The sequence below is a fragment of the Spirillospora sp. CA-142024 genome, assembly GCF_050942325.1.
GTDB lineage: Bacteria > Actinomycetota > Actinomycetes > Streptosporangiales > Streptosporangiaceae > Spirillospora.
The window spans coordinates 4,871,872-4,883,990 of record NZ_CP192077.1; the positions used below are offsets into that span (position 1 = coordinate 4,871,872).

A 12,119-nucleotide genomic window follows, 5' to 3' on the forward strand; every position below is an offset into this window, starting at 1 on the left:
CTCGTTCCCTCCGTGAGCCCCGGTCCCCGCCCGGCGTGCCGATCGTCCCCGCGCGCCGTCGTGCAGGACGCTACCGTTTCCCGGTGTGATCCGATGGCGCAAAGGCACAGTCGAGGACATCCGCCGCGAATGGCCGGGGGCGGTCGAGCTGAACGTCTCGATCGGGGGCGACGGCACCCACCGGGCCCTGGCCTACCCCGCCCTGGTGGGGCGGCCCGAACCAGGCGACACCGTCCTGCTCAACACTACGGCCTTGGCGATGGGTCTCGGCACCGGCGGCTACGCCATGGTCGTCGCCGTCCCCGACCGGCTCCCGCCCGACCCCGACGGGCCCGGCCACCTCGTCAAGGCCCGCTACACGCCCCTCCAGGCCACCGTCCTCGGCGCGGACGAGCAGGACTCCCCCCACCACGCCGTCCTGCGCGACGCCGACTCCCTCGACGGCATGCCCGTCATCGTCGCCGACCTGCACTCCGCCCTGCCGCCGATGCTCGCGGCCCTCCTCGCGGCACGCCCGACCGCGCGCGTCGCCTACGTCATGCCGGACGGCGGGGCGCTGCCGTCATGGTTCTCCATGTCCATCGCCCGGCTGAAGGACGCCGGCGCGCTCACCGCCACCGTCACCGTGGGACAGGCGTTCGGCGGCGACCTGGAGGCCGTCACCGTCCACACCGGGCTGCTGGCGGCGCGGCTCGTCCTCGGCGCCGACGTCGCCGTCCTCGCCCAGGGCCCCGGGAACCTCGGGACGGGCACCAGGTGGGGCTTCTCCGGGGTCTCGGCGGGCGAGGCCGTCAACGCCGCGTCCGTCCTCGGCGGCCGCCCGGTCGGGTCGCTGCGGGTCAGCGAGGGCGACAGGCGGGAACGCCACATCGGCGTCTCCCACCATTCCCTCACCGCCTACGGGCGCGTCGCGCTCGCCGCCGCCGACATCCCCGTCCCCGAACTCGGCGGCGCCTTCGGCGCCCGCGTCGCCGCCGAGGCCGCCCCCCTCGGCGACCGGCACCGCCTCGTCCCCGTCCCCGTCGACGGCCTCCACGAGACCCTCAGGGCCGCCGAGAAGGACTGGGGCGTCCGGCTGTCCACCATGGGCCGCCGCCTCGACGAGGACCTCCCCTACTTCCTCACCGCCGCCGCGGCCGGCCGCCACACCGCCGCCCTCCTCGGCTGAGGCGTCAGGCCACCGCGGGCTCCGCCTCACCGGCGTCCGCCGCCTTCTCCGCCTCTTCCGCCGTGTAGGACGCGTTGAACGTGAACGCTCGCGGCGACGGGCCGTTCGCACGGATCAGGGCCAGGCGCTCCAACGCCTCGCCGACGGACGGGACGTGGCCCGCCGGGATCCACCACAGGACGGCATGCGCCTCCGCGTGCCGCTGGAACCACTCCCGGCGGCGCCGCATCGTCTCCAGGTGGGCGCTGCGGTAGACGAAGTCCCACAGCGCCTCCGCCGACTCCCACACCGAGAAGTTGATGATCACGTCCTCGCCGGCGGGACGCATCCCGGTGGCGTCGGCCTCGCCCTCCTCCACCAGCCGCCACACGAAACCGGGCGTCCCGTCGGCGAGCGCGTTGACCGGCTCCAGCAGCGCGACGAAGTCCGCCGCGCGCGGGTCGTCGAGCGGGAAGCGGAGCGTGGCGACGTTGAACTGGGCGAGGTGGTACCTGGCGTCATCGGTCATGGGCTCACCCCACCACGGCGCGCGCTTCTATGTCAATCTTCATTGTTTTTAGAAGGGGCGGCCGCCACACAACACCACCCCGGCCGCGGATCCATCCGCACCCGCACCGCCGAACCCTCCACCAACCCCTCGAGCAACGCCAGATTCATCCCGCACACAAGCGGCGGAAACCGCTCCGCCACCGCATGGAACGGACAGTTGCGCATCCGCAGCACATCCCCGTCCCGCACCGGCTCATAACCACGACCCGCCAGCAGCCCCGCCAGATCGTCCAGCCCCCCGCACGACCCGCCCTCACCACGCAGCGCACGCCCCCGCCGCCGCGCCACATCCCGCAACTTGACGTCCAGACCCGCCGACTCGGCCGCCTCCGCCAGAAGACCCGCCGCCGTCCCGTAATCACGGGCCGGCACCGACACCCCCCGCTCCACCGCCGACCGCCGGTACACCTTCGCCGGACGCCCCGCACCCGGCCCCGACCGCCCCGTCAACCGCCTGCTGCCCACCTCCAGCAGCCCCGCACCGACCAGCTTGTCCAGATGGAACGCCGCCAGCGTCCGCGCCACACCCGCCGCCTCCGCGGCCTCATTGCGGCCCACCTCGCGGCCCTGCGCCACCACGAACTCGTACAGCCGCCGCCGCACCGGATCCTGCAACAGCGCGATCGCGTCGATGTCCTCCACCCCGCCATTCTAAGAACAACGAGGACTCCGCTTAGACGGACCGGCCGGCTCGGACGAACCGGCTCAGACGAGGTTGGCTCAGAGCCGGCTCAGTGCGCGCCCAGCAGGTCCACGACGAACACCAGCGTGTCGCTCCCCCTGATCCCGAACTGCGCCAGCCCCTTCGACCCGTACCCCAGCGACGGCGGCACCACCAGCAGCACCCGGCTCCCCACCCGCTGCCCCACCAGACCCTGATCCCAGCCCTTCATCACCTGACCGGTCCCGATCATCACCCCGAACGGATGCCCCTCCGACCACGACGAATTGAAAACCTTCCCGTCGCGCCAGAAATACCCCGCATACTGCAACGCCAGCAACTGCCCCTTCCGCACCGCCGGCCCATCCCCCTTGACCAGCGCCCGGACCTGCAGCCCCTTCGGCGGCGCCGAACGCGGCATCGTCACCGCCAGCGCCTGCCCCGCCGGCGCGTCCGCCACCCTCGGCAACCCCGGCTCATCCAGCGGCGCCTGCCTCGCCCCATGCGGACCCGCCGTCCGCGGATACACCGCCCGCACATCAAGCACGTACACGAGCGTGTCACCCGCACCCACCTGATGCTTCGGGTCACCCTCATCCCCGAAACCATCCCGCGGAGGAATCCGCGCCACCACACGCGACCCCGGCCGCGCCCCATCGAACGCCTTCGTCAACCCCGGCACCAGCTGCCCCGTCGGAAAAGCCCCCGGCTCCCCCTTCGAATAACTGCTCGCCAGCAGCTTCCGCCCACCCTTGTTCCACCGGTAACCCACATAGTCGGCCACCACCAGGTCACCCTTGCGCGCCGCCGTCCCCTTACCCTCCCTCACGGTCTTCACCGCGAAAGAATCACCCGGCGCACCCTTCGGGAACCGCACCTCCGGCAACCGCCCGAAATCCCCGCTCACCTTCACGTCCACACCGCCACCCGAACACCCGGCGGACAACACGAACGGCACCGCGAACACAACGACCGCGGACAGGAACCGAACACGACGACGCATACAGGATCCTTCAGGGGGTGGCGAGCGCTACTGCGCGCTCACCCTACCGCCCACGTGACCTGCCAGTAGTCCCACTGCCCACAAGTCACCCCACCCGACCCGAAAAGCGCCCCGGCCCCCTCACATACCGGCGATCAGCTTGTCCACCCGCTCATCCACCGACCGGAACGGGTCCTTGCACAACACCGTCCGCTGCGCCTGATCGTTCAGCTTCAGATGCACCCAGTCCACCGTGAAATCACGCCGCTTCTCCTGCGCCTTCCGGATGAACTCCCCCCGCAAACGCGCCCGCGTCGTCTGCGGCGGCACCGACTTCGCCTCGAAGATGTCCAGATCCCGCGACACCCGGTCCACCGACCCCCGCTTCTCCAGCAGGTAGTACAGACCCCGGTCACGATGCACATCGTGATACGTCAGATCCAGCTGCGCCACACGCGGCGACGACAACGGCAGATCGTACTTCCGCCGATACCGCTCGATCAGCTTGTACTTCGTCACCCAGTCGATCTCACGCGACACCAGATCCAGATCGCCCGTCTCCACCGCCCGCAGCGTCCGCTCCCACAGCTCCAGCACCCGCTTCGCCGTCGCGTCACCACCACGCGCGTCCACGAAATCACGCGCCTTGCCGAAGTACTCCTTCTGAATCTCCAGCGAACTCGCCTCACGGCCGTTCGCCAGCCGCACCTTCCGGCGCCCCGTCATGTCATGACTCACCTCACGGATCGCCCGGATCGGGTTCTCCAAGGTCAGATCACGCATCACCACACCGGCCTCGATCATCCGCAGCACCAGGTCGGTCGCCCCGACCTTCAGCAGCATCGTCGTCTCACTCATGTTCGAGTCACCGACGATCACATGCAGCCGCCGGAACCGCTCCGCGTCCGCATGCGGCTCATCCCGCGTATTGATGATCGGACGCGACCGCGTCGTCGCCGACGACACACCCTCCCAGATGTGCTCCGCCCGCTGCGACACGCAGTACACCGCCCCACGAGGCGTCTGCAGCACCTTCCCGGCACCACAGATGATCTGCCGCGTCACCAGATACGGAATCAGCACGTCCGCCAGACGCCCGAACTCCCCATGCCGCCCCACCAGATAGTTCTCATGGCAGCCGTACGAGTTCCCCGCCGAATCCGTGTTGTTCTTGAACAGGTAGATGTCGCCGGCGATGCCCTCCTCGCGAAGCCGCCGCTCGGCGTCCACGAGCAGCCCCTCCAGGATCCGCTCGCCCGCCTTGTCATGCGTCACCAGATCCACGACACTGTCGCACTCCGGCGTCGCATACTCCGGATGACTCCCCACATCCAGATAGAGCCGCGCCCCGTTCCGCAGGAACACATTGCTGCTACGACCCCACGACACCACCCTCCGGAACAGATAGCGCGCCACCTCGTCCGGTGACAACCGCCGCTGCCCGCGGAACGTACACGTGACGCCGTACTCGTTCTCAAGCCCGAAGATGCGCCTGTCCACACCAAGACCCTATGCGGCCCAGCCCCCACCCGACAGTCTCTCCAGCCCACCGTTTCCCCGGGAACACGACCCTCCCCACAACGCCACAGGCCCGCCGCGGCGGAACGATCCGATCGCCCCACCACGACGGGCCCTCCGGCCGGCCGCACACCGGCCCGGCGTCAGTCCTCCCCGTCCTCCCCGGCCTCCGGCTTCGCACCATCGCCGGAACCCTCGCCCGAACCACCGGCGTCCTCACCGCCACCGGACGTGATCCCCGGCCCCGCATCATCCGCCGCCGACAGCAGATCACCGATCCGCGCCGCCGACAAACGCCTGAACAGCCGATGCTCACGGTTGCGGTCCAGCACCGCCACCTCCAGCGACGTCGCCTCCAGCCGCCGCTCCGAATCCTGCGCCTCCAGCGCCCGCACCGCCGTCCGCAACGCCCCCGCCAGCCCCGAACCCTCCCGGTACCCGTCCTTCAGCGACTGCGCCACCGCCTCGGCCTGCCCGCCCATCGCGACATAACCGTGCTCGTCCGCCACCGAACCATCGAACGTCAACCGGTAGATCTGATCCGTCTCCGCGTCATCGCCCACCTCCGCGACGACCAGCTCCACCTCGTACGGCTTGTTCGTCTCCGTGAAAATCGTCCCCAGCGACTGCGCGTACACGTTCGCCAGCCCCCGCGCCGTCACATCCCGGCGGTCGTACTGGTACCCGTTGATATCCGCATACCGCACACCGCCGAGCCGCAGATTCTCGAACTCGTTGTACTTCCCCACCGCCGCGAACGCGATCCGGTCATAAATCTCACTGATCTTGTGCAGCGCCCGCGACGGATTGTCCGCCACGAACAGGATGCCGTCGTCATACTGCAGCACCACGACACTGCGGCCACGCGCGATCCCCTTCCGCGCATAGTCCGCCTTGTCCTTCATCTGCTGTTCGGGCGACACATAGAACGGCATGGACACCGGTCAGGATCCCTTCTATCGCAGCGGGGCGGTCGGACCGCCCGGCGAGTCGTAACGTCCGTCGACGACGGCCTGCGCCAGCGCGCCCACCTCGTCCTCGCCCAGCCGGCGATACCCGTCCGACGTCACCGACGCCACCACGGGGAAGATCCGGCGCGTCAGATCGGGCCCGCCCGTCGCCGAATCGTCGTCGGCCGCGTCGTACAGCGACTGCACGCACACCAGCGCCGCGTCCTCCGCCGACAGGTCCGCCCGGTACAGCTTCTTCAGCGCACCACGCGCGAACACCGAACCCGAGCCGATCGAATGGAAGTCCCGCTCCTCGTACCGGCCGCCCGCCGGATCATAGGAGAAGATCCGCCCCTCGTCCCGCTCCTCGTCATAGCCCGCGAACAGCGGCACCACCGCCAAGCCCTGCATCGCCATGCCCAGGTTCTGCCGCACCATCGTCGCCAGCCGGTTCGCCTTGCCCTCCACCGACAGCGTCCGGCCCTCACGCTTCTCGTAGTGCTCCAGCTCCACCTGGAACAACCGCACCATCTCGATCCCGATCCCGGCCGTCCCCGCGATCGCGATCGCCGAGAACTCGTCGGCCCGGAACACCTTCTCGATGTCACGCTGCGCGATGACGTTGCCCGCCGTCGCCCGCCGGTCCCCCGCCATCACCACCCCGCCGGGAAAGCCCACCACGACGATCGTCGTCCCGTGCGGGATGTCGTCGCCCGCCCGCGACGCCGGCGGCGTCCGCCTGCCGGGCAGCAACTCCGGAGAGTACGCCCCCAGGAACTCCGTGAACGACGACGTATCCGGGCTCGCGAACAACCCCGGCAGACGTCCGGTGTGCGAATCGTGGGACGCCACGCGACTCCCTTCCCCTCCACCATGGCACCGGCTGGCGGCAACCTCACCGGCACGGACGCCTATGACCCTACTGTTCAAGGTCGCCCACGCGCATGCCACGATCACCCCACCCGATCAGCCCACGGCGAACCCGCCCCGCCCTCCACTCGGCGCCAAGCCTTTTTCGGGACTCATCAGCGCATGCGTTCTTCAACCATGGACGCGTAGGACTCCTGGATCCTCGCCAGGCACTGAGTGAGCCACGTCGGACCCTCGTGGTCATCGCCCACCACCCACATCTTCCTGCGATGGCGCCCGTCCGCCTCTCGGTACGACTCCCAGCCGCTCACCCCCACCGTTCGCGGATCGACGTCGGGCACTGTGAACGACAGCCTCGTGCGGCGGTTTCGCGCAGGGATGTCCTTGACCAGCTCGCGCAGCAGATAGTCCGCAGCCCGCCTCAACGAGATCGGGTCATCGCCGAACTGCCCCATGCCCGAGTTGCAGCCGCCGCACGCGATCCCGCGCACGGCGCCGGTCGCATGGTCGTGGTCGATGTGCTCGGCCGGGAACTCGAAGCACACGGCACAGTGACCTGCCTGCATCTTGAACAGCCACTCCGCGTCCGCGTCGTTGATCCCGTACCTTCGGCGCCGGTGCTGCTCGCGGGAACCATTCGCCGGCCTTGCCTTCATCCACCACTCGCGCTCCTGCAGGTGCCGACGTCCCACGAAGACGGGCGCACCGAGCTCGAGAATCAGCCTCCGCGCCTGCGAGCCCTCGAACTCCAGATACTCGGCGGCAAGACGGAGGCGCTCCGGGTCATCCGCGAACTGACCCAACGCTCCGTTGCACTTGAAGCAGAGGACCCGGCGGACGAGCCCCGTCACGTGATCGTGATCCACGTGCTCTGCCGGCGCCCGGAGGCAGATGACACACATGCCGCCCTGGTCGGCGATCATCTGGTTGACCTGATCCTCGGTCAGCCCATAGCGGTGCTTCAGAAGGTAGTTGCGGGCGCTTCCGTGCCTACGATCCCTGATCTCCGCCATGACCTTGTTGTGGCATGGGCGGCAGTAGTGAGTGAGTCCCGAACGCGAGGCGCGATTCCGCCCGAACTCATCGACCGATTTGATCTCTTTGCACTGTGGACAGTACTTCATCCCCTCGGGGACGTCCAAGTGCCTGCGATAGGCTCGTGTTTCCTTGCCCTGGTTCGCCCGTTTCTTGCGATATGAACGGCTGTTCCGCAGGCCGAAGCAGCCCTTGCAGTAGTAGGCCAGGCCATCCTTGGAGGACTTGAGCTTCCAGAAGTCGGTTGAGGGCTTGATCTCGCCACAGTCGCGGCATTTCTTCGAACGCATGGGCGAGACTTTATCCATCTCGCCCACACGCTTGCAGCCGCTATTTGGTTATGCAGAGAATGCCCGACTATGTCGTCCGATCAACGGCTCAGGATGACCGTCCCTGCAAATCGGACATAGTTGGTCATTCCCCCCCTTTTTGGATATACGCCCTTACGAAATCTTCTGCGTTCTCTTCCAATACTTCGTCTATTTCGTCCAGAATTGAGTCCACGTCGTCCGTGATCTTCTCCTGGCGCTCCTGCACGTCCTCGGTGGTCGTGGCCTCGGTCTCCTCGACCTCTTCCGTGCGCCGGGTGGTCTGCTTCTGACCGCCGGTGTCCTTCGTGGCCATTCGATACCTCCGCTCTGCCGGTCCTTCCGACCCTATCTCCGATCTTCGGCGGCTAGCGGATCTTGAAGGCCCGTTTCGCCGCGTCCGCCCCGGGGGCCGGGGACTTGCTCGGGTTATCGCCGGTCAGCGTGCCAGCGAAACGGTCATACCGGTCACGAAACGGAGACCTCACCCGTTGGTGCAGGTCAGCGACGTGCGGCGAACTCGATAGTCGCGCTATCCAATGCGTGCGCGAACAGGCCGGACGGCGCTCGCGCGCTGCCCGGCCTTGAACGGCTCCTGAGTCAGCTCTGGCCGGTCAGGGTGGCCACGAGGTCGGCGGCGGTGCGGCAGCGGTCCAGGAGGGCGCCCACGTGCTGCTTGGTGCCGCGCAGGGGCTCCAGGGTGGGGACGCGCTGGAGCGACTCGCGGCCGGGGACGTCGAAGATGACCGAGTCCCAGGAGGCGGCGGCGACGGATTCGGCGTACTGGCGCAGGCAGCGGCCGCGGAAGTAGGCGCGGGTGTCCTCGGGCGGGTCCTCGACGGCGGCCTGGACCTCGGGCTCGGTGATGACGCGGTCGATGCGGCCGCGGTCGACGAGGCGGTTGTAGAGGCCCTTTTCGGGCCGGATGTCGGTGTACTGCAGGTCGACGAGCTGGAGGCGCGGGTGGGACCAGTCGAGGCCGTCGCGGCTGCGGTAGCCCTCGAGGAGGGAGAGCTTGGCGACCCAGTCGAGTTCCCGGGACAGTTGCATGGGGTCGTCGCCGAGGCGGTGGAGGACGGATTCCCAGCGGTCGAGGACGTCCCTGGTCATCTCGTCGACGTCGGCGCCGAAGCGGTCCTCGACGTATTTGCGGGACTGTTCGAGGTACTCCATCTGCAGTTGGACGGCGGTCATCTTGCGGCCGTCGCGGAGCGTGAGGAGGTGCTTGCAGGACGGGTCGTGGGAGACGGCGCGGAGTGCGGCGACGGGCATGTCGACGGACAGGTCGACGGTGAGGAAGCCGTCCTCGATCATGGCGAGGACGAGGGAGGTGGTGCCGAGCTTGAGGTAGGTGGAGAGCTCGGCCATGTTGGCGTCGCCGATGATGACGTGGAGCCGCCGGTACCTTTCGGGGTCGGCGTGGGGTTCGTCGCGGGTGTTGATGATGGGTCGTTTGAGGGTGGTCTCCAGGCCGACCTCGACTTCGAAGAAGTCGGCGCGCTGGCTGATCTGGAAGCCGTCGCCGCGGCCGTCGACGCCGATGCCGACGCGGCCGGCGCCGCAGACGACCTGGCGGGAGACGAAGAATGGGGTGAGGTGGCGGACGATGTCGGCGAAGGGGGTTTCGCGGCGCATGAGGTAGTTCTCATGGCAGCCGTAGGAGGCGCCCTTGTTGTCGGTGTTGTTCTTGTAGAGCTGGATGGGGTGGGTGCCGGGGACGAGGGCGGCGCGCTGGGCGGCGTCGGCCATGACGCGTTCTCCGGCTTTGTCCCAGATGACGGCGTCGCGGGGGTTGGTGCATTCGGGCGCGGAGTACTCGGGGTGGGCGTGGTCGACGTAGAGGCGGGCGCCGTTGGTGAGGATGACGTTGGCGAGGCCGAGGTCCTCGTCGGTGAGTTGGGTGGGGTCGGCGACCTCGCGGGCGAGGTCGAAGCCGCGGGCGTCGCGGAGGGGGTTCTCCTCTTCGAAGTCCCAGCGGGCTCTGCGGGCCCGTGCCGCCGACGCCGCGAGGTAGGCGTTGACGACCTGGGAGGAGGTCACCATCGCGTTGGCCCCTGGCTGACCGGGTACGGAGATGCCGTACTCGGTCTCGATGCCCATCACCCGCCGAACACTCATATCGTCGAGCCTATCGGGGCCGGGAGGGTGGAGCCATGGGGCCCGCTGTTCGCGGGGGTCGTGGCGGGGCGTGCGTACGCGGCGGCCTCCGTTCTGGGGGCCGCCGCGTGCGCTTTGTCACGGTCTGTTCGGGGTTAGAGGTACTGGCCGGTGTTGGCGACGGTGTCGATTGAGCGTCCGGCCTCGGTGCCCTTGGTTCCGGAGACGAGGGTGCGGATGTAGACGATCCGTTCGCCCTTCTTGCCGGAGATGCGGGCCCAGTCGTCGGGGTTGGTGGTGTTGGGCAGGTCCTCGTTCTCGCTGAACTCGTCGACGCAGGCGGCGAGGAGGTGGGCGACGCGCAGGCCCTTCTGGCCGGTGTCGAGGAACTGCTTGATGGCCATTTTCTTGGCGCGGTCGACGATGTTCTGGATCATCGCGCCGGAGTTGAAGTCCTTGAAGTAGAGGACTTCCTTGTCTCCGTTGGCGTAGGTGACCTCCAGGAAGCGGTTCTCCTCGCTTTCGGTGTACATGCGTTCGACGGTGCGCTGGATCATGGCCTCGACGGTGGCGTCGGTGGAGCCGCCGTGTTCCTTGAGGTCGTCGGGGTGGAGGGGCAGTCCGTCGAGGATGTACTTGGAGAAGATGTCCTTGGCCGCTTCGGCGTCGGGGCGTTCGATCTTGATTTTGACGTCGAGGCGGCCGGGGCGCAGGATCGCGGGGTCGATCATGTCCTCGCGGTTGGAGGCGCCGATGACGATGACGTTCTCCAGGCCCTCGACGCCGTCGATCTCGCTGAGGAGCTGGGGGACGATGGTGTTCTCGACGTCGGAGGAGACTCCGGATCCGCGGGTGCGGAAGATGGAGTCCATCTCGTCGAAGAAGACGATGACCGGGGTTCCGGCGGAGGCCTTTTCGCGGGCGCGCTGGAACACGAGGCGGATGTGCCGTTCGGTCTCGCCGACGTACTTGTTGAGGAGTTCGGGGCCCTTGATGTTGAGGAAGAAGCTCTTGCCCTCCTGGCCGGTCTTCTCCGCGACCTGTTTGGCGAGGGAGTTCGCCACGGCCTTGGCGATGAGGGTCTTGCCGCATCCGGGGGGGCCGTAGAGCAGCACGCCCTTGGGGGGGCGGAGCTGGTGTTCGCGGAAGAGGTCGGCGTGCAGGTAGGGCAGTTCGACGGCGTCGCGGATCATTTCGATCTGTGAGCCGAGGCCGCCGATCTCGTTGTAGGAGATGTCGGGGACCTCTTCGAGGACGAGTTCCTCGACCTCTGCCTTGTGGATCTTCTCGTAGGCGTATCCGGATCGGGATTCGAGCATGAGGGAGTCGCCGGCCCGGAGGGGGACGCCGCGGAGCGGCTCGGCGAGCTTGACCACGCGTTCTTCGTCGGCGTGGGCGATGACGAGGGCGCGTTCGCCGTCGTCGAAGAGTTCCTTGAGCATGACGACTTCGCCTTGCTCTTCGAACTTGAGGGCTTCGACGATGTTGAGGGCCTCGTTCAGCATGACCTCTTGGCCGCGCTGGAGTTCGTCGATGTCGACGGCCGGGCTGACGTTGACGCGTAGCTTGCGTCCGCCGGTGAAGATGTCGACTGTTCCGTCGTCGCGTGCTTCGAGGAAGACACCGAATCCGGAGGGTGGTTGTGCGAGCCTGTCGACCTCCTCCTTGAGCGCGACGATCTGTTCGCGAGCCTCTTTGAGGGTCGCTACGAGTCGCTCGTTCTGGCCGGTTACAGCGGCCAGGTTGGCTTGTGCCTCATGGAGGCGTTCTTCCAGCACACGTACTTGGCGCGGGGATTCCGCGAGCTTGCGGCGCAGCACGGAGATCTCCTCCTCCAGGAAGGAGATCTGCGTTTGAAGGTCCCTGACCTCCTTTTCGTGCTGCGCCCTGCGCGCCCCAGCATCGTCACGAGCGGCCACGCCCCGTCACCTCCTCACGAAGAGAGCCGACGACCTACTGAGACCCTACCTATCTGGAGGGC

At 67.9% G+C, this 12,119-nt stretch carries 11 protein-coding genes; 1 reads left to right on the forward strand and 10 read right to left on the reverse strand.

All coding sequences use genetic code 11. The annotated features are described in order from the left end of the window. Window positions 1–85: 85 nt before the first annotated feature. Window positions 86–1,168, forward strand: a complete 1,083-nt coding sequence (locus ACQPZP_RS23530) for a DUF3866 family protein (RefSeq protein ID WP_433471891.1) — start codon at window positions 86–88, stop codon at window positions 1,166–1,168. Between the two features lie 4 nt (window positions 1,169–1,172). On the opposite strand, the gene ACQPZP_RS23535 is transcribed toward ACQPZP_RS23530, so the two are convergent. The 10 genes from ACQPZP_RS23535 to arc all read right to left on the reverse strand — a co-directional run bounded on the left by ACQPZP_RS23535 (window position 1,173) and on the right by arc (window position 12,057). After that, a complete protein-coding gene (locus tag ACQPZP_RS23535; protein WP_433471892.1) occupies window positions 1,173–1,676 on the reverse strand; it encodes a DUF3291 domain-containing protein in 504 nt (167 codons plus the stop codon). A 32-nt stretch (window positions 1,677–1,708) separates the two neighbouring features. Then, window positions 1,709–2,359 (reverse strand): helix-turn-helix transcriptional regulator, encoded by a 651-nt coding sequence (locus tag ACQPZP_RS23540; RefSeq protein ID WP_433471893.1) that lies wholly within the window; start codon window positions 2,357–2,359, stop codon window positions 1,709–1,711. Window positions 2,360–2,448: 89 nt separating this feature from the next. Further along, a complete protein-coding gene (locus tag ACQPZP_RS23545) occupies window positions 2,449–3,381 on the reverse strand; it encodes an FKBP-type peptidyl-prolyl cis-trans isomerase (RefSeq protein ID WP_433471894.1) in 933 nt (310 codons plus the stop codon). Between the two features lie 120 nt (window positions 3,382–3,501). Continuing rightward, window positions 3,502–4,860: a Pup--protein ligase gene (pafA, locus tag ACQPZP_RS23550; RefSeq protein ID WP_021593623.1), complete on the reverse strand. Its 1,359-nt coding sequence runs from the start codon at window positions 4,858–4,860 to the stop codon at window positions 3,502–3,504. 161 nt (window positions 4,861–5,021) lie between these two features. Then, window positions 5,022–5,813, reverse strand: coding sequence for a proteasome subunit alpha (gene prcA / locus ACQPZP_RS23555; RefSeq protein ID WP_433479664.1), 792 nt, complete (start codon window positions 5,811–5,813; stop codon window positions 5,022–5,024). Between the two features lie 21 nt (window positions 5,814–5,834). Continuing rightward, window positions 5,835–6,680: a proteasome subunit beta gene (gene prcB, locus ACQPZP_RS23560; protein ID WP_433461436.1), complete on the reverse strand. Its 846-nt coding sequence runs from the start codon at window positions 6,678–6,680 to the stop codon at window positions 5,835–5,837. A 173-nt stretch (window positions 6,681–6,853) separates the two neighbouring features. Beyond that, window positions 6,854–8,023, reverse strand: a complete 1,170-nt coding sequence (locus ACQPZP_RS23565; protein WP_433471895.1) for an endonuclease VII domain-containing protein — start codon at window positions 8,021–8,023, stop codon at window positions 6,854–6,856. A gap of 124 nt (window positions 8,024–8,147) precedes the next feature. Then, window positions 8,148–8,357 carry a ubiquitin-like protein Pup gene (locus tag ACQPZP_RS23570; RefSeq protein ID WP_433471896.1) on the reverse strand — a complete coding sequence of 70 codons (210 nt, stop codon included), beginning with the start codon at window positions 8,355–8,357 and terminating at the stop codon, window positions 8,148–8,150. Between the two features lie 284 nt (window positions 8,358–8,641). Beyond that, complete coding sequence (dop, locus tag ACQPZP_RS23575; protein ID WP_433471897.1) at window positions 8,642–10,159, reverse strand: depupylase/deamidase Dop; 1,518 nt, start codon at window positions 10,157–10,159, stop codon at window positions 8,642–8,644. 134 nt (window positions 10,160–10,293) lie between these two features. Then, window positions 10,294–12,057, reverse strand: a complete 1,764-nt coding sequence (gene arc, locus ACQPZP_RS23580; RefSeq protein WP_433471898.1) for a proteasome ATPase — start codon at window positions 12,055–12,057, stop codon at window positions 10,294–10,296. Window positions 12,058–12,119 lie beyond the last annotated feature (62 nt).